Origin of the sequence: Pseudomonas sp. ANT_J28, from assembly GCF_008370005.1 — a bacterium.
GTDB classification, from domain to species: domain Bacteria; phylum Pseudomonadota; class Gammaproteobacteria; order Pseudomonadales; family Pseudomonadaceae; genus Aquipseudomonas; species Aquipseudomonas frigoris.
Window position 1 is genome coordinate 83,575 of the sequence record NZ_VOBM01000007.1, and the last position, 20,170, is coordinate 103,744.

A 20,170-nucleotide genomic window follows, 5' to 3' on the forward strand; every position below is an offset into this window, starting at 1 on the left:
TCGTTCTACCTCAGCTTCAGGGTGGCAAGGCCAACCAGCACGAGAATCACGGTGATGATCCAGAAACGGACGATCACACGTGGCTCGGGCCAGCCCTTGAGTTCAAAGTGGTGGTGAATCGGTGCCATGCGGAACACACGGCGACCGGTGAGCTTAAAGGACGCAACCTGAATGACGACTGACAGGGTCTCCATCACGAACACGCCGCCCATGATGAACAGGACGATTTCCTGACGGACGATCACCGCGATGGTGCCCAGTGCCGCGCCCAGCGCCAGTGCGCCGACGTCGCCCATGAACACCTGAGCCGGATACGTGTTGAACCAGAGGAACCCGAGGCCCGCGCCGATCAATGCGCCGCAGAACACAATCAACTCGCCTGCGCCCGGTACATACGGGATCAGCAGGTATTCAGCGAATTTCACGTTACCCGACAGGTAGCAGAAGATCCCCAACCCGCCGCCGACCATTACGGTGGGCATGATCGCCAGACCGTCGAGGCCGTCGGTCAGGTTGACCGCGTTGCTCGAGCCGACGATCACGAAGTAGGTCAGGACGACGAAGCCTATGCCCAGCGGAATGCTGTGGTCCTTGAGCATCGGCAAAATCAGGGTGGTTTCCACCGGTGTCGCTGCGGTCATATAAAGGAAGATCGCCGCGCCCAGGCCGAACACCGATTGCCAGAAGTACTTCCAGCGGCTCGGCAAGCCACGGGAGTTCTTCTCGATCACTTTGCGGTAATCGTCGACCCAGCCGATCGCGCCAAACAACAAGGTCACCAGCAGAACGGTCCACACATAACGGTTGGTCAGGTCAGCCCAAAGCAAGGTGCTGACGCCGATGGACGACAGGATCAGCGCGCCGCCCATGGTCGGGGTGCCGGACTTGGACAGGTGCGATTGTGGGCCGTCGTTACGAACGGATTGACCGATCTGACGGTTCTGTAAAGTGCGGATCATCCACGGGCCATAGCACAGCGACAAAACCAGCGCGGTCAGCACACCGAGAATCCCGCGCAGGGTCAGGTACTGAAAGACCGCGAAGCCTTTGTAGAACTGTTGCAGATACTCCGCTAGCAGCAGCAGCATTAATGTTTCTCCAGGCTGGTCCCGCACAAAGCGGCGACGATGTTTTCCATCGCGGCACTGCGCGAGCCCTTGATCAAAATGGTGGTATTTGTGTCTTGCTCGGCGCCGAGGGCCTTGATCAGTTCAGCCTGAGTGGTGAAGTGATAGGCCTGCTCGCCGAAAGCGTTCACGGCGTGAGCCATCATTGGCCCGACAGCGTAAAGCGCGGAAACCTTGCCGCGGGCGTACTCGCCCACGTCGCGGTGCCCCTGCTCCGCCCAGTCGCCCAACTCGCCGATATCCCCGAGCACCAGAACGGTGCGACCGGAAAAGCCGGCGAGTATATCAACGGCGGCGCACATGGAGGTGGGGTTCGCGTTGTAAGTGTCATCAATGACGCGCATGCCGTTGGTCGCCAGTTGCGCGACGGTGCGGCCCTTGACCGGTTGCACAGCGCCAAGACCGGTGGCGATGCCGAACAGCGACACGCCCAGCGCATGGGCTGCGGCGGCGGCGGCCATGGCATTGGCGACGTTATGGGTGCCGAGCAGGTTCAGTTGAACGCGCTCCATACCTTCAGGACTGTGCAGGTTGAACGCCGGGCAACCGCGAGCGTCGCGGTCCAGGTCGCTGGCGTAGAAATCGGCGCTGACATTGCTCAGGGCGAAGGTCAGCACTTTGCGACCGGCAGCGCGGGTCTTCCAGATATCGAACGCCTTGTCGTCAAGATTGAGAACGGCGACGCCATCGGCATCCAGCCCTTCAATAATCTCGCCCTTGGCTTCAACGATTTTTTCCGGCCCGCCGAACTCGCCAACATGGGCGGTCCCGGCGTTGTTGAGCACGGCCACATGAGGCTTGGTCATGCCGACGGTGTAGGCAATTTCGCCGAGCCGCGAAGCACCCAGTTCAATCACCGCAGCGGTATGTTCCGGTGAGAGTTCGAGCAGGGTCAGCGGAACGCCGAGGTCATTGTTCAGGTTGCCACGGGTCGCCAACACCGGTCCGCGCGTGCGCAGGATGCTGGCGAGCATTTCCTTGACCGTGGTCTTGCCGCTGGAACCGGTGATGGCCGCAACGGGATGGGTGTAAGCCGCACGGTTCAGCGCGCCGAGTTGCCCCAGCGCCTGACGAGTATCTTTCACCAGCAATTGCGGCAGTGCGCTGTCGGCAACTTCGCGCTCGACCAACGCCGCTACGGCGCCTTTTGCGGCGACGTCATTGAGATAGTCATGACCATCGAAGCGCGGACCGGCCAGGGCAATAAAGAGTTGGCCTGGTTTGATCGCGCGGCTGTCGATGCTGACCCCGTCGAAGCTGGCATCGGCAGTGACCAGGCGGGCATTCAGTGCGCCGGTCAGCTCGCTCAGTTTCAAGGCTTTAAGCATGGGCCACCTCCCACGCGGTCAAGGCGTGATCGGCCTCGACCAGATCGGAGAACGCGTGACGCTGGCCGTTGATTTCCTGATAGTCCTCGTGACCTTTACCGGCCAGGACAATCACGTCATCCGCCGAAGCGCTGGCGATCAATTGGGCAATCGCCCGGCCACGGCCAGCGACGAAGGTGACTTTATCCACAGCGGTAAAACCGGCACGGATGTCGTCGAAGATCACTGCTGGGTCTTCGGTGCGCGGGTTGTCATCGGTCACCAGCACGCTGTCAGCCAGACGCTCGACCACTTCTGCCATCAACGGACGCTTGCCGCGATCGCGATCACCACCGCAACCAAACAGGCACAGCAAACGACCCTTGGCGTGAGGACGCAGGGCCATCAATACTTTTTCCAGCGCATCCGGTGTGTGGGCGTAATCGACCACCACCAGCGGCTGAGCGCCGCCGCCGAGGCGCTGCATACGTCCGGCCGGGCCTTCGAGTTTTGGCAGGACCTTGAGAATTTCGTCCAGCGCGTAGTCCAGACCGAGCAAAGCGCCGACCGCGGCCAGCACGTTGCTCAGGTTGAAGCGACCGAGCAAGGTGCTGCGCAGATGATGCTCACCCTGCGGCGTGACCAACGTGGCGCGCACGCCTTCGTCATCGAACTGCGCTTCACGGCAATAAAGGTAAGCGCTGGTATCTTCCAGGCTGTAGGTGATCAAGCGCGACTCGCATTTTTCGGCGGCCAATTGCCGGCCGAATTCGTCGTCGAGGTTAACCACCCGGCACTTCAAATCGTTCCAGGCAAACAGCTTGGCCTTGGCTTCACCGTAGGCTTGCATGGTGCCGTGGTAATCCAGGTGATCGCGGGACAGGTTGGTCATCACCGCCACATCGAACGCCAGTGCGGTCACGCGGCCCTGATCCAGACCGTGGGAAGAAACTTCCATAGCGACGGCTTTGGCACCAGCCTTTTTCAGGTCGGCGAGAGTTGCCTGCACCGCGATCGGGTTCGGCGTGGTGTGCAGGCCGCTTTCGAGCGCGCCGTAAAAACCGGTGCCCAACGTGCCGACGATGCCGCAGTGCTGACCGAGCAAATCCAATGCTTGCGCAACCAACTGTGTCACGCTGGTTTTGCCGTTGGTGCCGGTCACGCCGATCAGGTTCAGATGACGACTAGGGTCACCGTAAAAACGCCCGGCGATGTCCGACAGCTGCGCCGCCAGGCCTTTGACCGGAATCAGCGGCACATCGGTAATCGGCAACACGGTCGCGCCTTCGACTTCATACGCCACAGCGGCAGCGCCGCGTTGCAGAGCGTCGGCAATGTGCGCACGACCGTCGAACTTGCCGCCAGGAACGGCGAGAAACAGGTCGCCAGCCCGTACGTTGCGGCTGTCCAGGGTCAGTTCGCGGATCAACAGATCGCGGCCGGCGTGGGCGAAAATCTTGTTCAGACTCAGAGACATCAGCCGCGCCCTCCATTGGCTTTCAGCGGAACGACCGGTGCTGCGTTCGCTTGTTGAGTAGTTGGCAGGTTGTCCGGGGTGATGTTCATCAGGCGCAAGGTCCCGGACATCACTTTGCTGAACACCGGCGCCGAGACCAGACCACCGAAGTAACCGGCCTTGGTCGGCTCATCGATCACCACCACGATTGCGTAACGCGGATCGCTCATCGGGCCAAAGCCTGCGAACAGCGAACGGTAGGAATTCTCGGCGTAGCCTTTGGTGCCCACAGATGTCTTGCGCGCAGTCCCCGACTTGCCGGCCACGTGATACGCCGGCACCTGCGCACGGAACACACCGCGAGGGGCTTCGATCACTTGTGTCAGCATGCCTTGCATGGTTTTCGCGACCGCTTCCGGCAATACCTGTGTGGTTTGCGGTGGTTTGTCCGTTTTGATCAGGGTCAACGGCGCGAGACGACCGTTGTTGGCCAGGGCCGAGAAGGCGTGGACCAACTGGATCGCGGTCACCGAGATACCGTAGCCGTACGACAGCGTGGCGGTTTCAGCCTTGCGCCATTCGCGGTAGTTCGGCAGGTTGCCGACGCGCTCGCCCGGGAAGCCCAGGCCGGTGTCCTGGCCGAGGCCGACTTTTTGCGCCAGACGGAAAATCGTTTCGCCGCCGATATCGAAGGCGACCTTACTCATGCCGACGTTACTGGAATTGATCAGGATGCCGGTCAGGTCGAGTACCGGGCCTTCGGTCTTCGATACGTCCTTGATGGTGTACTTACCAATCTGCAAGGAGCCCGGATACACCTCGACAGTGTCGCTTGGTTTCCAGCGCCCGGTTTCGATCGCGGCGCTCATGGAAATCGCTTTCATGGTCGAACCCGGTTCGAACACGTCGATCATCGCGCGGTTACGCATCATCGCCGGTTGCAGGTTGCGACGGTTGTTCGGGTTGTAGGTCGGCTGGTTGACCATGGCGAGGATCTCGCCGCTCTTCACGTCCATGATCACCAGGCTGCCGGCCTTGGCGCCGTTCTCGATGATCGCGTTACGCAGTTCACGGTTGGCCAGGTATTGCAGACGCAGGTCAATGGACAACGCCAAGGGCTTGCCGGCCTTGGCGTTTTTGGTGACCTGAACATCCTTGATAAGTCGGCCACGCCGATCCTTGATCACCTGTCGCTTGCCGGGGACCCCGGCCAGCCATTCGTCGTAGGCCAGCTCGACGCCTTCACGACCGTGGTCATCGATGTCGGTAAAACCGACCATATGGGCAGTGACTTCACCGGCCGGGTAGAAACGACGAAATTCTTCGATGCCATAAACGCCCGGTACTTTCAGATCGAGCACCGACTGGCCCTGTTCGGGGGTCAGCCCGCGCACCAGATAAATGAATTCTTTGTTGGCCTGGGCCTCGAGACGTTCGGCCAGGGCTTTCGGGTCCTGCCCCAAGGCAGCCGCCAGTGCAGGCCACTTCTCTTTGGCCGTTTGCATTTCCTTGGCATTGGCCCAAAGGGTGGTGACTGGGGTACTCACGGCCAAAGGCTCGCCGTTACGGTCGGTGATCAGACCACGGTGAGCCGGAATCGGGATATGACGAACGCTGCGCGCATCGCCCTGACCTTTAAGAAAGGCACGGTCGACTACTTGCAGATCGATAATGCGCCAGGCAATCGCCGCGACCATGACGCCGAGCAAACCCAATACCAGGCGAAACCGCCACGGGAAGAGTGCGCCTTCGAGTTTCATCATGGCGCCACCATCTGCACTTCAGCAGCGCCTGGAATGCGCATCTTCAGTTGCTCGGTCGCCAGGACTTCGATACGGCTGTGGGCAGTCCAGGTGCTCTGTTCGAGAATCAAACGACCCCATTCCGCTTGCGCCTTGTCGCGCACGCTCAACTCGTTGTACAGCGAGTTCAGCAGTTGACGGTTCCAGTGGGCACTGTAGGAAACGCCGATGGCTGACACGAGCACGCCAATAAACAACAGCAGCATGAAAAAGCTTCCGCCGGGAAGTGGCTTGGCGAAAAGCTTGCTCACCGCAGCTTCTCCGCGACGCGCATGACGGCGCTACGGGAACGTGGGTTGGCTTTGAGTTCGGCCTCGGAGGCGGACTGTGCTTTGCCATGGATTTTGATTATTGGTTCGAAGGCGACGTGACGTACCGGCAGGTTGCGCGGCAAGTTGTCGGCTTCGCCTTTCACCAGTTTGCGCATGAACAGTTTGACGATGCGGTCTTCCAGCGAGTGGAAGCTGATGACCACCAGGCGGCCACCGACTTCCAGGCATTCCAGCGCGGCTTCGAGGCCGGCTTCCAGATCACCCAGTTCGTTGTTGACGTGAATACGCAAGCCCTGGAACGCACGGGTCGCCGGGTTTTTGCCCTTTTCCCATGCAGGGTTGGCGACTTTCAGGACTTCAGCCAGATCGGCAGTGCGCTCGAACGGCTTGATGTCGCGACGCTCGGCCACGGCACGGGCCATCCGGCCGGAGAAACGTTCTTCGCCATATTGCTTGAACACCCGGGCAATTTCTTCCACCGGCGCGGTGTTGACGAATTCGGCAGCGCTGATCCCGCGGGACGGATCCATGCGCATGTCCAGCGGGCCATCATTGAGGAAACTGAAGCCGCGTTCAGGGTCGTCGAGCTGCGGCGAGGACACGCCGAGGTCGAGCAAAACGCCGCTGACCTTGCCGTCCAGACCACGTTCGGCGACTTCCGAACCGAGCTCGGCGAAGCTGCGCTGTACAACGACAAAGCGGCCGTCTTCGGCCGCTAGCGTTTGCCCGGTGGCTATCGCTTGAGGATCTTTATCGAATCCGAGCACCCGACCATCGGGGCCGAGCTGGCTGAGGATCAACCGGCTGTGTCCGCCGCGCCCGAACGTACCGTCCAGATAGCAGCCATCAGGACGTACGGCGAGAGCCTCCACGGCTTCGTCAAGCAGTACGGTGATGTGGTTAAAGCCGCTATCAATAGTCACAGGATCAAATCACGCAGTTCATCAGGCATGGCGCCCGGTTGTTGAATGGCAGCCAGGTCAGCGGCAGAAACCGCATCCCAGGCATCCTCGTCCCACAATTGGAACTTGTTCAGTTGGCCTACCAACATCGCGCGCTTATCCAACTTGGCATATTCACGAAGACGCGGCGGAACCAGAAAACGACCACTGCCATCGAGCTCGAGGTCGACGGCATTACCAATCAGTAAACGTTGCAGGCGGCGGCTCTCTTCGCTAAACGAAGGGAGTGTGCGCAGTTTGGTTTCAATAATTTCCCACTCATCGAGGGGGTAAACACACAAACATGGATCAACGGCGTCGATGGTGACGATTAACTGACCGAAACTTCTCGAAACCAGCTCGTCACGGTACCGGCTCGGCATAGCGAGACGGCCCTTTGCGTCGAGACTGATAGCGTTAGCTCCGCGAAACACGTCAGCGTTTCTCCAAATATTAGCGTTTTGAGCTCAAAAAACCCACTTCATGCCACTTTCCGCCACTTGCGCACACTATAGGAATGCGGCCACCGCACCGTCAAGGCGCGGATTAAAGGAAAAGCCTTACAGAACTGAGATTTAGGATCATAAAAGGAGGGGTAGCGGGAATCTGACGTGTCATCCTGCTCAATAACCTGAATCAGCACTGAAGGCTGCGTTCGAAAGTTAAAGTAATTTGTTAAGAGTAAGATTTTTTCGGTATTAGGAAAGTGCTTCTGCTGTTGATTCGGTAAGGAGGGAAATTGCTACTACAGGCGCCCTGCTCAATGATTAAAGCAGGGAGGGGGAAAAAGGTGGAGAGTCGATCTGTAAGCCGGGTTCTGTCTTGAACAGTCATTCGTCTACGATGGCCATCACTGGACATCTTTAGCAACCTACCCGGTCCCAGCGCGGGCCACGCCTTGGGACCCTATTTGGTCTTGCTCCAAGTGGGGTTTACCTAGCCACGAACTGTTGCCAGACGTGCGGTGCGCTCTTACCGCACCTTTTCACCCTTACCGGCGCCGAAGCGCTTAGGCGGTTATTTTCTGTGGCACTTTCCGTAGGCTCACGCCTCCCAGGCATTACCTGGCACTTCGCCCTATGGAGCCCGGACTTTCCTCCCCCCCCTAATTTTCATAGAGGGCAGCGACTGTCCGATCGACTCTCCGCCGCGAAGATTAACGGCAGAGCAGCCGAAGGACAAGCGCTAAACGCCTTGGGCTACGCCTGCACGTCGGTTTTTACTCGCCCTTCTGTTTATCCAGCGCGACCTGATAGAGCACATTCTTGCGCTCGCCGGTAATTTGCGCCGCCAACGCCGCGGCTCGCTTGAGCGGCATTTCTTCAAGCAACAGATTCAGAATGCGCATTGCCTCACTGCTGACGGCGTCCTCGGTCTCGGGGGCAGACCAACCCGCCACCAACACCACGCACTCACCGCGCTGCTGATTGCTGTCTGACTCGACGAACTCGCGCAACTCAGCCAGTGGCAAGCCTTTAAGGGTTTCGAAAGTCTTGGTCAGCTCGCGCGCCAGCAACGCCGGACGCTCACCACCAAACACCAACTCCATGTCTTGAAGGCACTCAAGGATCCGGTGCGGGGCTTCATAAAAAATCAGCGTGCGCGGTTCTTCCTTTACCAACTCAAGACGGGCGCGCCGACCGACAGCCTTGGCCGGCAGGAAGCCTTCGAAGATGAAACGGTCCGACGGCAACCCCGCCGCCGACAACGCTGCAATCAACGCGCAGGCGCCCGGAACCGGCACCACATTGATACCCGCAGCACGAGCCTGACGCACAAGGTGATAACCAGGATCGGAAATCAACGGCGTGCCGGCATCTGAAATCAGCGCCACATCGTCGCCGGCGAGCAAGCGGGTGATAAAGCGGCTACCTTCATCCCGTTCATTGTGTTCATGACAGGCTGCCAGCGGTGTAGGAATGCCGAAATGCTGCATCAATCGCTGAGAGTGACGGGTATCTTCGGCGGCGATCAGGGCGACCTCGCGCAGGATTTTCAGCGCACGCGCACTGATGTCGTCCAGGTTGCCGATGGGCGTCGCCACCACATAAAGCGAGCCAGCAGCGGAATTCAAAGCACCTGGAGCAGTCAAAGCGCACACCTCATGATCGGTAAAAGCCGCCATTGTAGCGCGTCGTGACGTTCGCGATACGCGCAAGCAACCCTCGGTTTTGCAGCCTTTTGTGCAGTGCCGCAACATTTGCACGAGCTAAATTGATCGATTCACACCAGTAACATCGCGCCCCGGCCAGTGCTTGGGTACAATTCCACGCTAATTTGATCGAGTATCAGGAACACTACATGATCGCTTGCCTGCGGCTGTTCACTGCCCTCTGCCTCGCTGCCTTGCTGGCGGCTTGCGCCAGCTCGCCCTCCTCCAGCCTTGGCGAACTTCCACGGACCCCGGATGCCAGTATCGAGCAATTGCTCGCACAGGCAGCCCAAAGCAAAGACCCGGAAAAAGCCTCCCTGTTGCGCCTAGGCGCGGCAGACCTGGCCTATCGTCAGGGGAATGCCGGCCAGTCCGCGCAAATACTGCAACAAGTCCCCGTCGAAACACTCAAGCCTGGCCAGCAGGTTTTCGCCAGTACCCTGGCGGCTGAACTGGCCATGGTTCGCAATCAGCCCAAAGCGGCGCTGACAGCCTTGAGTCATCCGAGCCTGCAACGCCTGAGTGAGCTGCCGGTTGAGCAACAGGTTCGCACCGGCACTGTTCATGCCCGCGCCCTTGAAGCTGATGGCCAGACGCTGGCCGCCGCACGGGAGCGCATCTTCATCGCGCCAATGCTCGAAGGTGAAGCCGCGAGCAAAAACCACGAAGCGATCTGGACCCTGATCGCTTCGCTGCCGACCGACCAATTGCAGCCAAACACCTCCGATGACCTCGGCGGCTGGATGGGCCTGGCGCTGGCAGTGAAAAGTGCCGGCACCGTGGAACAACAGCAAGCGGCGATCGACAACTGGCGCGCACAGAATCCAAAGCACCCGGCCGCCATTCAACTGCCGTTGCCACTGACCAAACTCAAGGAACTGGCCAGCCAGCCACTGAGCAAAATCGCCCTGCTGCTGCCACAAGACGGCCCACTGGCGTCGGTAGGCAAAGCACTGCGCGAAGGTTTCATGGCTGCTCACTACCAGGCCCAACAAGCCGGGCAGAAGCCGCCAGCCATCGAGTTCTATGACAGCTCGAAACTCACTTCGATGGACGAGTTCTACCGCAAGGCCCAAGCCGATGGCGTGCAGTTGGTCGTCGGTCCGCTGGAGAAGCCGCTGGTCAAACAGCTCAGCGCTCGCCCGCAACTGCCGATCACCACCCTGGCGCTGAACTACAGCGAAGGCGAACAAGGTCCGGCCCAGCTGTTCCAGTTTGGTCTTGCGGCTGAAGACGAAGCCCGCGAAGTGTCCCGCCGTGCTCGCGCCGATGGCCTGCATCGCGCAGCCATCATGGTGCCGAAAGGCGAATGGGGCGATCGCGTGTTGAGAGCGTTCAGCCAGGACTGGCAGGCTAACGGTGGCAGCATCGTCGCTACCGAACGCGTCGACCAACCGGTTCAACTGGCCCAGCAGATTGCCGACATGTTCCAGCTGCGTCAGAGCGAAGGTCGTGCCAAGAGCCTGCAAAGCACCGTTGGCGGGCAGGTAGCCGCCCAGCCTTCGCGTCGCCAGGACATCGAGTTCATCTTCCTGGCTGCAACGCCTCAGCAAGCCCAGCAGATCAAGCCGACCCTGAACTTTCAGTACGCCGGCGACGTGCCGGTTTATGCCACCTCCCACGTGTTCAGCGCCAGCGGCGATGTGAATCAGTACAACGACATGAACGGCATTCGCTTCTGCGAAACCCCATGGTTGCTGGAGGCCAACGATCCACTGCGCAAACAAGTGACCGCTCAATGGCCACAAGCTGCTGGCAGCCTGGGCCGTCTGTACGCAATGGGTGTTGATGCCTATCGCCTGGCACCACGCTTGGGGCAACTCAAGGCGTTGCCGGACAGCCGCATCGAAGGTCAATCGGGCAGCCTGGGCATGACTGCAAACCAGCGAGTCGTGCGTCAGCTGCCATGGGCACAGTTCGTGAGCGGTCAGGTTCAACGCCTGCCGGACACCCCGCGCTGATGCCCGACAGGTCACGCCAGCAAAGCGGTAAAGATGCCGAGCGCCATGCGCTCGAGCATCTTCAACAACAAGGTCTGCGCCTGCTGGCGCAGAACTGGTTGTGTAAACGCGGCGAGCTTGATCTGGTCATGCTTGATGGCGATACAGTAGTATTCGTTGAAGTCCGCTACAGAAAAAACACTCAATGGGGTGGCGCGCTCGATAGCATTGATGAGCGCAAACGGCAGAAACTGATTTTTGCCGCGCAGTATTTTCTTCAGCGCGAGTCGCGTTGGGCCAATTCCCCTTGCCGTTTCGACGTGGTTGCCATCGACAGCAACCTCGATCAGTTGAACTGGTTGCAGAATGCCTTCGACAGCTGATCGCGTACGTTCCGAACCGGACACTTTCACCCAACACTTTTGCTCTTTGCTTTGCGGGCTGCACATTCATGTGCCGAGTAGCCGCGCTAATTAAGGTCACACAGATGGACATGCAATCCCGAATTCGCCAGCTTTTTCAGGCCAGTATCGATACCAAGCAAATGGCGATGGACGTACTTGCACCGCACATCGAGCAAGCCAGCCAGGTGATGGTCAACGCCCTGCTCAACGAAGGCAAAATGCTGTCCTGCGGCAACGGCGGCTCTGCCGGTGATGCCCAGCACTTCTCATCTGAGCTGCTCAACCGTTTCGAGCGCGAGCGTCCGAGCCTGCCAGCGATTGCGCTGACCACCGACAGCTCGACGATCACCTCGATCGCCAACGACTACAGCTACAACGAAATCTTCTCCAAACAGATCCGCGCCCTCGGCCAGCCGGGTGACGTATTGTTGGCGATTTCCACCAGCGGCAACTCGGCAAACATTATTCAAGCGATCCAGGCCGCACATGATCGCGAAATGATTGTCGTAGCATTGACCGGTCGCGATGGCGGCGGCATGGCGTCGCTGCTATTGCCCGAGGACGTCGAGATTCGCGTACCGGCCAACGTCACCGCACGTATTCAGGAAGTCCACCTGCTGGCGATCCATTGCCTTTGCGATTTGATCGACAGCCAACTGTTCGGGAGTGAAGAATGACCCCTAATCGCCTAGGCCTTCTGGCCTTGACCCTGTGCCTCGGCATCAGCGGCTGCACCTCGGTGGTTAACGCCAGCCGTGAAGCACCGATTGAAGATGACCGCGGAACCCGCACCTTCGGCAGCAAGATCGACGACTCTCTGATCGACACCAAGGTCGGCGTGAACATTGCCAAGGCCGATCCAGCCCTGGATAACGACTCGCACATCGTCGTCACCAGCTTCAATGGCGTCGTGCTGCTCGCCGGGCAAACCCCGCGTGCCGACCTCAAGGCCAAGGCCGAACAGGCCGCTGCGGCTGTTCAGCGGGTGAAGACAGTCCACAACGAACTGCAAGTCCTGCCACCTTCCGGCTTCCTTGCCCGCCAGAACGACACTTGGCTGACCTCCAAGATCAAGACCCAGATGCTCACCGATCCGAACATTCCGGGCTCGCGCATCAAGGTTGTCACCGAGAACGGCATCGTCTACCTGCTGGGCCTGCTGACCAAGCAGGAAGCTGCCCAAGCCACCAATTTGGTGCAGGGCGTTTCCGGCGTGCAGAAGATCGTGAAGTTGTTCGAATACATCGATTGATACCAGCAGGAGCACGGCTGGCGATGGTGTTCTTGAGGCCGCCATTGCGAGCAAGCTCGCTCCCACAGGGCACAAAAAAGGCGATCCATCCGGATCGCCTTTTTTATTACTTCACCACCTTCAAACTGGGTCGACCGCTGGGACGCGGCGGCTCGCTGTCGGGTGGCGGAATGTCGTCATCCGGCTCGATCTCTTCCTCGTCTTCCATAGGCGATTCCAGATCGAACACCATGCCTTGACCGTTCTCCCGGGCGTAAATGCCCAGGATCGATGCGATAGGCACGTACAGGGTGTGCGGCACGCCACCGAAGCGCCCTTCGAAGCTGACCGCTTCGTTGTCCATGTGCAGATGACGCACGGCTGCCGGCGATACGTTCAGGACAATCTGTCCGTCACTGGCAAAACCCTGAGGCACCTGCACCGACGGATACTCGGAATTGACCAGCATGTGCGGGGTGCAATCGTTGTCCACAATCCACTCGTAGAGCGCGCGGACCAGATAAGGTCGACTGGAGTTCATAGCGGCTCCTTAAGCCTTAGCGCATATCGCGTTCGACACCAGACAGACTCGCCTGGAAAGCCTCACGCGCAAACGAGCGCTCCATGTAATCAAGCAGCGGCTTGGCAGGCCGCGGCAGTTCTATACCCAGAATTGGCAATCGCCAGAGTATTGGCAATAGGCAGCAATCCACCAGGCTTTGTTCCTCACTGAGGAAAAACGGCTTGTCGGCGAACAACGGCGACACGCCGGTCAGGCTTTCGCGCAGCTCTTTACGAGCCACGACACGGGCTGCCTCCTTGGACCGGGAATCCAGGATCAGATCCACCAGACCACACCAGTCACGCTGAATACGATGAATCAGCAGACGGCTGTTGGCACGCGCCACTGGATAAACCGGCAGTAAAGGCGGGTGCGGGTAACGCTCATCCAGATATTCCATCACCACGGTCGACTCCCACAACGCCAGGTCACGATCGACCAGGGTGGGCAAGCTGCCGTAAGGGTTCACTTCAATCAGTTTAGGCGGCTGGCGACCAGCTTCCACGTAAATGATCTCGGCGCTGACACCCTTCTCTGCAAGTACGATACGCACTCGGTGGGAATAGTGGTCGGCGGGGTCGGAGTAACAGGCCAACCGATTGGTCACGCCCATGGCGGTCCTCCTCGCTTGTTGAAATTATCGGAAACGGAAAAACGCGCGCGCCCAGAGGGCGCCTCCCGTAACGCCTGGATCACCAGGCTCGTTACACCTTCAGAGACGCCCTTGGGCGCGCGCGATTGACAGCAATTTTACAGCAATATCAATGGACGTCTTTCCAGTATTCACGCTTGAGCAAGTATGCGAATACGAAGAAGAACGCCAGGTACAGCAACACATAGGTACCGATGCGCTGATGCTGCAGCTTCACCGGGTTGGCCGAGTAGGCCAGGAAGGTCACCAGATTCTTGACCTTCTCGTCGAACTGCTCTTCGTTCAGCGTGCCGGTTTTCGGCAGTATGGTCAGCTGGTCGCAGGCTTCATGAGTCAAAGCCGTGCCGGTCAGCGGATCGTATTGCTTCTTGCCGCCTTCGACGATTTGAACTTGTTTACAGCCTACCACCTGACGACCTTGCAGGCCGACCAGAACGTTAGGCATCCCGACGTTCGGGAACACCTTGTTGTTCACGCCCCAAGGACGCGATGGGTCTTCGTAGAAAGATTTCAGGTAACCGTAGAGCCAGTCAGTGCCACGAACGCGGGCGACCAGGGTCAGGTCGGGCGGCGCCGCACCGAACCAGGTCTTGGCGTCAGCCGGCTGCATCCCGATGCTCATGTGGTCGCCGATCTTGGCGCCGGTGAACACCACCTTCGAGAGCATCAGGTCGTGCGGGATGCCCAGGTCATCGGCGACACGCTCGTAACGCTGGAACTTGGCGCTGTGACAGCCCATGCAGTAGTTGGCGAATGTACGCGCGCCATCTTGCATTGCAGCTTTGTCGGAAACGTCGATATCGACCTTTTCCAGCTCAGGACCACCGTGTTCGGCCGCGAAGGACAGCACAGGCAAAGCAGCAAGAATCAGTACAGCAAATAGCTTTTTCATCAGCCAGTCACCCTTTCCGGAACCGGTTTGGTCTTCTCGAGCCTGGTGTAGAACGGCATCAGAATGAAGTAGGCGAAGTACAGGAAGGTACATACCTGCGACAGCAACGTCCGCTCAGGGGTTGGGGCCAGTACGCCCAGCACGCCCAGGATCACGAACGAGATGCAGAACACCCAGAGCCAGATCTTGCTCAGCCAGCCTTTGTAGCGCATCGACTTGACCGGGCTACGATCGAGCCATGGCAGGACGAACAGCACAGCAATGGCCGCGCCCATGGCGATAACGCCCAGGAGCTTGTCCGGAATCGCCCGCAGAATCGCGTAGAACGGCGTGAAGTACCAGACCGGAGCGATGTGCTCTGGCGTCTTGAAGGCGTTCGCCACTTCAAAGTTCGGCTTCTCGAGGAAGTAGCCGCCCATTTCCGGGAAGAAGAACACGATCGAGCAGAAGATGAACAGGAACACCACCACGCCGACGATATCTTTCACGGTGTAGTACGGGTGGAAGGCAATGCCGTCCAGCGGTACACCGTTTTCGTCTTTGAATTTCTTGATGTCCACGCCGTCCGGGTTGTTCGAACCGACTTCGTGCAGCGCTAGAACGTGCAGCACCACCAGACCGAGTATCACGATCGGCAACGCAACAACGTGCAGGGCGAAGAAGCGGTTCAGGGTGATACCGGAAATCAGGTAGTCACCACGGATCCACTGAGTCAGATCGTTGCCGATGACCGGGATCGCACCGAACAGCGAGATGATCACCTGAGCCCCCCAGTAGGACATCTGGCCCCACGGCAGCAGGTAACCCATGAAGGCTTCAGCCATCAGCGCCAGGTAGATCAGCATACCGAAGACCCACACCAGCTCACGCGGCTTCTGGTACGAACCGTAGAGCAAGCCACGGAACATGTGCAGATAGACCACGATGAAGAACGCCGAGGCGCCGGTGGAGTGCAGCAGACGCAGGATCGAGCCGTACTCGACGTCGCGCATGATGTATTCGACGGAAGCAAACGCCTCTTCCGCCGACGGGGTGTAGCTCATGGTCAGCCAGACACCGGTAACGATCTGGTTGACCAGAACGAGCAGTGCGAGGGAGCCAAAGAAATAGAAGAAGTTGAAGTTCTTCGGGGCGTAGTACTTGCTGAGATGGTCTTCCCACATTTTGGTCGCGGGAAAGCGCGCATCAACCCAATCCATGAACTTGCTCATCACGCTTTCTCCGTATCGACGCCAATGACAATGACGTCATCGGTTTCATAGGAATGCGGGGGAACTGGCAGGTTCAAAGGCGCAGGTTGCGACTTGTAGACGCGGCCAGCCAGATCGTAGTGGGAGCCGTGGCAAGGGCAGAAATAACCACCTACCCAGTCCTTGCCCAGATCCGCAGGTGCCACTTCTGGACGGAAGGTCGGCGAGCAACCCAGGTGTGTGCAAATACCGATCAGCAGCAGAACCTCTGGCTTGATCGAACGCGTTTCCGGGTCGACATAGGTCGGTTGTGTCGAGTTCTTGGAGGTCGGGTCAGACAGCTGGCCCTCGATCTTTTTCAGATTCCCCAGGATTTCCGCGGTTCGGCGGACAATGAACACCGGCTGACCGCGCCACTCAGCAATCATCTGCTGGCCTGGCTCGATTTTGCTGACATTCACCTTCACCGGTGCACCTGCGGCTTTCGCCTTGGCACTGGGAAACCATGACCCCACGAACGGGACCGCAGCCCCCACCGCTCCTGCAGCACCCACCACGGATGTGGCTGCTACCAAGAAGCGACGCCGGCCTGCATTCACGCCGTCATTGCTCATTCAGTCCTCTCCCATCAGCTTTGTGGCCTGTTAAATCAGGCGTCTACTAAGTAAAAATCTGAACTTATAAAAATTTTGCCGAATGGTAATGAAAAGCCCCAATTCTGACAAGGTAATTACCGAGGGGCTCCACCGCCAAGCCTTGCAGTATAGGGCTTCTACGGCTGTGGCAAGTTGTCACAGAGCAATTCTTTGATAAATCGCGCCCATAAAAAAACGCCCAGCTTCGCGAGGAAACTGGGCGTTCTTTTTGAACGCGAAAGCGAATTAACGCTTCGAGTACTGCGGACGCTTACGCGCTTTACGCAGACCAACTTTCTTACGTTCAACTTCACGTGCATCGCGAGTAACGAAGCCAGCTTTGCGCAGAGCGCCACGCAGGGTTTCGTCGTACTGCATCAGTGCGCGAGTGATACCGTGGCGGATTGCGCCAGCTTGACCACTTACACCACCACCGATCACGGTGACGTAGATGTCGAATTTCTCGACAGTCTCAGTCAATTCCAGCGGCTGACGAACTACCATGCGGGCAGTTTCGCGGCCGAAGAAATTTTCCAGGGTGCGGTTGTTGATGGAGATGTTACCAGTACCCGGACGCAGGAAAACGCGTGCGGTTGCGGTCTTGCGACGGCCAGTGCCGTAATTTTGAGTCGCCGACATAATGAACTATTCCGTTAAAACTTCAGTTCTTGGGGCTGCTGAGCAGTATGAGGGTGTACAGCGCCCGCATAGACTTTCAGCTTACGATACATGTCGCGACCCAGCGGGTTCTTAGGCAGCATGCCTTTGACCGCGGTCTCGATCACGCGCTCAGGGGCTTTAGCGATCAGCTTTTCGAAGTTGATCGACTTGATGCCGCCCGGGAAACCGGAGTGGGAGTAGTAGATCTTGTCGGTGGTTTTAGCACCAGTTACACGAATCTGCTCGGCATTGATAACGACGATGTAGTCGCCGGTGTCAACGTGAGGAGTGTACTCAGCTTTATGCTTGCCACGCAGACGGCTCGCGATTTCGGTGGCCAGACGACCCAGGGTCTGACCTGCAGCGTCGACGACAAACCAGTCGCGCTGTACTGTTTCCGGTTTAGCAGTAAAAGTTTTCATTCTTTATAGCCTCAGGGGCCGCCCTGTAAATTAGACGGCGGATCTTACTGAATAGTGCGTACTTTGACAAGTCAAAGGCAGCCGGATACAGACGCTTTCGGGGGCTCGGGTCGGCGCGTCCGTTCAACGGCAAGATTCTTCGGCGGCGGCGCATCACTTCCACTGCAGAAAGAGGTGCGCAATTATGCAGATTGCGAAAAATAATTCAACCTGCTTTTATGATTGTTTTGCCCAAGGAGCACCCGATGGACTATCGCCAGCTAGGCCGAACCAATCTGAACGTAAGCGCCATCTGCCTCGGCACAATGACCTGGGGCGAGCAAAACAGCGAGGCTGAAGCCTTCGCCCAGATTGAACGGGCCAAGAGTGCCGGGATCAATTTCATCGATACTGCCGAAATGTACCCTGTGCCGCCGAAGGCCGAAACCTACGCCACCACCGAACGCTACATCGGCAATTACTTCAAAAGTCGCGGTGATCGCGCCGACTGGATCCTGGCCAGCAAGATCGCCGGACCCGGCAACACCATCGACTACATCCGTGACAAAAACCTGCGACACAACCGCCAGCACATCACCGAAGCCGTGGACGCCAGCCTCAAGCGCTTGCAGACCGACTACATCGACCTCTACCAGCTGCATTGGCCGGAGCGCAGCACCAACTTCTTCGGCCAGCTCGGTTACAAACACAAGATCGAAGCCAACCTCACGCCGCTGGAGGACACCCTCGAAGCCCTGGACGAACAGGTCAAGGCCGGCAAGATCCGCCACATCGGTCTGTCCAACGAAACGCCGTGGGGCACCATGCGCTTCCTCGCCCTGGCCGAAGCCCGTGGCTGGCCGCGCGCCGTGTCGATCCAGAACCCTTACAACCTGCTCAATCGCAGCTTCGAAGTCGGCCTGGCGGAAATCGCCATCCGCGAACAGTGCGGCCTGCTCGCCTATTCGCCGCTGGCGTTCGGTTTCCTGTCGGGCAAGTACGAAGGTGGCGCACGTCCGCCTAAAGGCCGCCTGAGCCTCTACAGCCGCTTCAGCCGCTATTTCAACCCGCAGTCGGAAGCAGCGTGCAGTCGTTATGTGGCACTGGCGCGTGAACACGGACTGGACCCGGCGCAAATGGCGTTGGCGTTTGTCACTCAGCAGCCGTTTGTGACCAGCAACATCATTGGCGCGACGACGATGGAGCAGCTTGAAAGCAATTTAGCGAGCTTCGAGTTGAAGCTGTCGGATGAAGTGCTGGAGGGTATTGAGGCGATTCATAAGGATCACCCGAACCCAGCACCGTAACTTACGACGATGATCGTTCCCACGAGAGCGTGGGAACGATCTCGCGGCATTACAGCGACCGCGCAATAATCTCCTTCATGATTTCATTGGTCCCCGCATAAATCCGCTGCACCCGCGCATCCGCCCACGCCCGGGCAATCGGGTATTCCCACATGAACCCGTAACCGCCATGCAACTGCACGCACTCGTCGAGTACCTTGCATTGCAGGTCAGTGCCCCAATACTTGGCCATCGCCGCTGTAGGCACGTCGAGCTTGCCTTGCAGGTGCAGTTCCAGACAGCGATCGACGAAGACCCGACCGATCTGAATCTCGGTCGCCATCTCCGCCAGTTTGAAGCGGGTGTTCTGGAAGTCGGCGATCGCCTTGCCGAATGCTTTGCGCTCGCGGGTGTAATCCAGCGTCCATTGCAACGCAGCTTCAGCCGAAGCAAGCCCGCCGATGGCAACGGTAAGACGCTCTTGAGGCAATTCCTGCATCAGGTACGCGAAGCCCATCCCGGCCTGCCCCAACAGGTTTTCTTTTGGCACTCGAACGTCCTGGAAGAACAGTTCCGAGGTGTCCTGAGCCTTCATGCCGACTTTTTCCAGACGCTTGCCCTTGGCGAAGCCCGGGGTGTTGGCTTCCACCAGAAACAGGCTGGTGCCTTTCGCGCCAGCCTTCGGATCGGTCTTGGCCACGACAATCACCAGGTCCGCCAGATAGCCGTTGGTGATGAACGTCTTCGAGCCGTTGATCACATACTCGTCGCCATCAAGCACGGCGGTGGTTTTCACCCCTTGCAGGTCGGAACCGGCACCAGGCTCGGTCATGGCAATCGCCGTGACCATCTCGCCAGACACCAGTTTCGGCAGGTATTTGAGTTTCAGCGCTTCACTACCGTAATGCAGGATGTAAGGCGCGACGATGTCCGAATGCAGGGAAAAACCGATACCGGTCAGGCCGAGACGACCGATCTCTTCGATCACCACCGCGCTGTAGAGAAAGTCCGCCCCCAGGCCGCCGTACTCTTCTGGCAGATGCGAACACAGCATCCCCGCCTCCCCTGCCTTGTTCCAGAGTTTGCGGTCGATATAGCCTTGTTTTTCCCATTGCCCATGGAGCGGCACAGCCTCTTTTTCGAGGAACGTTCGCACGCTGTCGCGAAAAAGTTCGTGCTCGGAACTGAACAAGGTTCTGGGGATCATGCGGCACCTGTCGTTATTGTCAGCCGGAATTGACCTTCAGAGACTAAGCCCCG

Annotated in this window: 21 protein-coding genes and 1 other RNA gene; 5 read left to right on the forward strand and 17 right to left on the reverse strand. The window is 58.7% G+C overall.

The window, feature by feature from the left end:
* Window positions 1-5: 5 nt before the first annotated feature.
* From mraY to rsmI, 9 genes are all read right to left on the reverse strand, one after another.
* Window positions 6-1,088: a phospho-N-acetylmuramoyl-pentapeptide-transferase gene (gene mraY / locus FQ187_RS06530; protein WP_033061333.1), complete on the reverse strand. Its 1,083-nt coding sequence runs from the start codon at window positions 1,086-1,088 to the stop codon at window positions 6-8.
* Entirely contained in the window at window positions 1,088-2,455 is a 1,368-nt protein-coding gene (murF, locus tag FQ187_RS06535) for a UDP-N-acetylmuramoyl-tripeptide--D-alanyl-D-alanine ligase (protein ID WP_149628854.1), read from the reverse strand. Before murF ends, mraY begins: the two co-directional genes overlap by 1 nt.
* Window positions 2,448-3,911, reverse strand: a complete 1,464-nt coding sequence (locus FQ187_RS06540; RefSeq protein ID WP_149628855.1) for a UDP-N-acetylmuramoyl-L-alanyl-D-glutamate--2,6-diaminopimelate ligase — start codon at window positions 3,909-3,911, stop codon at window positions 2,448-2,450. The genes murF and FQ187_RS06540 overlap by 8 nt, the downstream gene beginning before the upstream one ends.
* Complete coding sequence (locus tag FQ187_RS06545; RefSeq protein WP_178122685.1) at window positions 3,911-5,650, reverse strand: penicillin-binding protein 2; 1,740 nt, start codon at window positions 5,648-5,650, stop codon at window positions 3,911-3,913. Before FQ187_RS06545 ends, FQ187_RS06540 begins: the two co-directional genes overlap by 1 nt.
* Window positions 5,650-5,943, reverse strand: a complete 294-nt coding sequence (ftsL, locus tag FQ187_RS06550) for a cell division protein FtsL (RefSeq protein ID WP_003205353.1) — start codon at window positions 5,941-5,943, stop codon at window positions 5,650-5,652. The genes FQ187_RS06545 and ftsL overlap by 1 nt, the downstream gene beginning before the upstream one ends.
* Window positions 5,940-6,887 carry a 16S rRNA (cytosine(1402)-N(4))-methyltransferase RsmH gene (gene rsmH / locus FQ187_RS06555; protein ID WP_046048256.1) on the reverse strand — a complete coding sequence of 316 codons (948 nt, stop codon included), beginning with the start codon at window positions 6,885-6,887 and terminating at the stop codon, window positions 5,940-5,942. Before rsmH ends, ftsL begins: the two co-directional genes overlap by 4 nt.
* A complete protein-coding gene (gene mraZ, locus FQ187_RS06560; protein ID WP_149628857.1) occupies window positions 6,884-7,339 on the reverse strand; it encodes a division/cell wall cluster transcriptional repressor MraZ in 456 nt (151 codons plus the stop codon). The genes rsmH and mraZ overlap by 4 nt, the downstream gene beginning before the upstream one ends.
* A gap of 356 nt (window positions 7,340-7,695) precedes the next feature.
* Window positions 7,696-8,049, reverse strand: an RNA gene (gene rnpB, locus FQ187_RS06565) — RNase P RNA component class A.
* Window positions 8,050-8,124: 75 nt separating this feature from the next.
* Complete coding sequence (gene rsmI, locus FQ187_RS06570; RefSeq protein WP_161990822.1) at window positions 8,125-9,030, reverse strand: 16S rRNA (cytidine(1402)-2'-O)-methyltransferase; 906 nt, start codon at window positions 9,028-9,030, stop codon at window positions 8,125-8,127.
* A gap of 176 nt (window positions 9,031-9,206) precedes the next feature.
* On the opposite strand from rsmI, the gene FQ187_RS06575 reads away from it, so the two are divergent.
* From FQ187_RS06575 to FQ187_RS06590, 4 genes are all read left to right on the forward strand, one after another.
* Entirely contained in the window at window positions 9,207-11,018 is a 1,812-nt protein-coding gene (locus tag FQ187_RS06575) for a penicillin-binding protein activator (protein ID WP_149628858.1), read from the forward strand.
* Window positions 11,018-11,380, forward strand: a complete 363-nt coding sequence (locus FQ187_RS06580; protein ID WP_019582357.1) for a YraN family protein — start codon at window positions 11,018-11,020, stop codon at window positions 11,378-11,380. Before FQ187_RS06575 ends, FQ187_RS06580 begins: the two co-directional genes overlap by 1 nt.
* A gap of 104 nt (window positions 11,381-11,484) precedes the next feature.
* Window positions 11,485-12,078, forward strand: coding sequence for a phosphoheptose isomerase (locus FQ187_RS06585; RefSeq protein WP_008025961.1), 594 nt, complete (start codon window positions 11,485-11,487; stop codon window positions 12,076-12,078).
* Entirely contained in the window at window positions 12,075-12,653 is a 579-nt protein-coding gene (locus FQ187_RS06590; RefSeq protein ID WP_008147477.1) for a BON domain-containing protein, read from the forward strand. Before FQ187_RS06585 ends, FQ187_RS06590 begins: the two co-directional genes overlap by 4 nt.
* A 106-nt stretch (window positions 12,654-12,759) precedes the next feature.
* On the opposite strand, the gene FQ187_RS06595 is transcribed toward FQ187_RS06590, so the two are convergent.
* The 7 genes from FQ187_RS06595 to rplM all read right to left on the reverse strand — a co-directional run bounded on the left by FQ187_RS06595 (window position 12,760) and on the right by rplM (window position 17,645).
* The gene (locus FQ187_RS06595) at window positions 12,760-13,173 is read right to left on the reverse strand and encodes a ClpXP protease specificity-enhancing factor (RefSeq protein ID WP_008155980.1); all 414 of its coding nucleotides are present in this window, start codon (window positions 13,171-13,173) and stop codon (window positions 12,760-12,762) included.
* Between the two features lie 16 nt (window positions 13,174-13,189).
* Window positions 13,190-13,807, reverse strand: coding sequence for a glutathione S-transferase N-terminal domain-containing protein (locus tag FQ187_RS06600; protein WP_008155978.1), 618 nt, complete (start codon window positions 13,805-13,807; stop codon window positions 13,190-13,192).
* 148 nt (window positions 13,808-13,955) lie between these two features.
* Complete coding sequence (locus tag FQ187_RS06605; protein ID WP_149628859.1) at window positions 13,956-14,738, reverse strand: cytochrome c1; 783 nt, start codon at window positions 14,736-14,738, stop codon at window positions 13,956-13,958.
* A complete protein-coding gene (locus FQ187_RS06610) occupies window positions 14,738-15,949 on the reverse strand; it encodes a cytochrome bc complex cytochrome b subunit (RefSeq protein WP_008155974.1) in 1,212 nt (403 codons plus the stop codon). The genes FQ187_RS06605 and FQ187_RS06610 overlap by 1 nt, the downstream gene beginning before the upstream one ends.
* A complete protein-coding gene (gene petA / locus FQ187_RS06615) occupies window positions 15,949-16,542 on the reverse strand; it encodes a ubiquinol-cytochrome c reductase iron-sulfur subunit (RefSeq protein WP_129441361.1) in 594 nt (197 codons plus the stop codon). The genes FQ187_RS06610 and petA overlap by 1 nt, the downstream gene beginning before the upstream one ends.
* A gap of 267 nt (window positions 16,543-16,809) precedes the next feature.
* Window positions 16,810-17,202, reverse strand: a complete 393-nt coding sequence (gene rpsI / locus FQ187_RS06620; RefSeq protein ID WP_003216038.1) for a 30S ribosomal protein S9 — start codon at window positions 17,200-17,202, stop codon at window positions 16,810-16,812.
* 14 nt (window positions 17,203-17,216) lie between these two features.
* Window positions 17,217-17,645, reverse strand: a complete 429-nt coding sequence (gene rplM / locus FQ187_RS06625) for a 50S ribosomal protein L13 (protein WP_007905295.1) — start codon at window positions 17,643-17,645, stop codon at window positions 17,217-17,219.
* A gap of 245 nt (window positions 17,646-17,890) precedes the next feature.
* Here rplM and FQ187_RS06630 point away from each other — a divergent pair, with 245 nt between their 5' ends.
* The gene (locus tag FQ187_RS06630; protein ID WP_149628860.1) at window positions 17,891-18,931 is read left to right on the forward strand and encodes an NADP(H)-dependent aldo-keto reductase; all 1,041 of its coding nucleotides are present in this window, start codon (window positions 17,891-17,893) and stop codon (window positions 18,929-18,931) included.
* Between the two features lie 49 nt (window positions 18,932-18,980).
* Here FQ187_RS06630 and FQ187_RS06635 read toward each other — a convergent pair whose 3' ends face one another.
* Window positions 18,981-20,117: an acyl-CoA dehydrogenase family protein gene (locus tag FQ187_RS06635; RefSeq protein ID WP_149628861.1), complete on the reverse strand. Its 1,137-nt coding sequence runs from the start codon at window positions 20,115-20,117 to the stop codon at window positions 18,981-18,983.
* Between the last annotated feature and the right edge of the window lie 53 nt (window positions 20,118-20,170).

Bases quoted from the DNA above. Each gene is read 5' to 3' on its own strand.
- mraY (WP_033061333.1), bottom strand. From the start codon at position 1,088: ATGCTGCTGCTGCTAGCGGAGTATCTGCAACAGTTCTACAAAGGCTTC.
- murF (WP_149628854.1), bottom strand. From the start codon at position 2,455: ATGCTTAAAGCCTTGAAACTGAGCGAGCTGACCGGCGCACTGAATGCC.
- FQ187_RS06540 (WP_149628855.1), bottom strand. From the start codon at position 3,911: ATGTCTCTGAGTCTGAACAAGATTTTCGCCCACGCCGGCCGCGATCTG.
- FQ187_RS06545 (WP_178122685.1), bottom strand. From the start codon at position 5,650: ATGAAACTCGAAGGCGCACTCTTCCCGTGGCGGTTTCGCCTGGTATTG.
- rsmI (WP_161990822.1), bottom strand. From the start codon at position 9,030: ATGGCGGCTTTTACCGATCATGAGGTGTGCGCTTTGACTGCTCCAGGT.
- FQ187_RS06575 (WP_149628858.1), top strand. From the start codon at position 9,207: ATGATCGCTTGCCTGCGGCTGTTCACTGCCCTCTGCCTCGCTGCCTTG.
- FQ187_RS06580 (WP_019582357.1), top strand. From the start codon at position 11,018: ATGCCCGACAGGTCACGCCAGCAAAGCGGTAAAGATGCCGAGCGCCAT.
- FQ187_RS06585 (WP_008025961.1), top strand. From the start codon at position 11,485: ATGGACATGCAATCCCGAATTCGCCAGCTTTTTCAGGCCAGTATCGAT.
- FQ187_RS06590 (WP_008147477.1), top strand. From the start codon at position 12,075: ATGACCCCTAATCGCCTAGGCCTTCTGGCCTTGACCCTGTGCCTCGGC.
- FQ187_RS06595 (WP_008155980.1), bottom strand. From the start codon at position 13,173: ATGAACTCCAGTCGACCTTATCTGGTCCGCGCGCTCTACGAGTGGATT.
- FQ187_RS06600 (WP_008155978.1), bottom strand. From the start codon at position 13,807: ATGGGCGTGACCAATCGGTTGGCCTGTTACTCCGACCCCGCCGACCAC.
- FQ187_RS06605 (WP_149628859.1), bottom strand. From the start codon at position 14,738: ATGAAAAAGCTATTTGCTGTACTGATTCTTGCTGCTTTGCCTGTGCTG.
- FQ187_RS06610 (WP_008155974.1), bottom strand. From the start codon at position 15,949: ATGAGCAAGTTCATGGATTGGGTTGATGCGCGCTTTCCCGCGACCAAA.
- petA (WP_129441361.1), bottom strand. From the start codon at position 16,542: ATGAGCAATGACGGCGTGAATGCAGGCCGGCGTCGCTTCTTGGTAGCA.
- rpsI (WP_003216038.1), bottom strand. From the start codon at position 17,202: ATGTCGGCGACTCAAAATTACGGCACTGGCCGTCGCAAGACCGCAACC.
- rplM (WP_007905295.1), bottom strand. From the start codon at position 17,645: ATGAAAACTTTTACTGCTAAACCGGAAACAGTACAGCGCGACTGGTTT.
- FQ187_RS06630 (WP_149628860.1), top strand. From the start codon at position 17,891: ATGGACTATCGCCAGCTAGGCCGAACCAATCTGAACGTAAGCGCCATC.
- FQ187_RS06635 (WP_149628861.1), bottom strand. From the start codon at position 20,117: ATGATCCCCAGAACCTTGTTCAGTTCCGAGCACGAACTTTTTCGCGAC.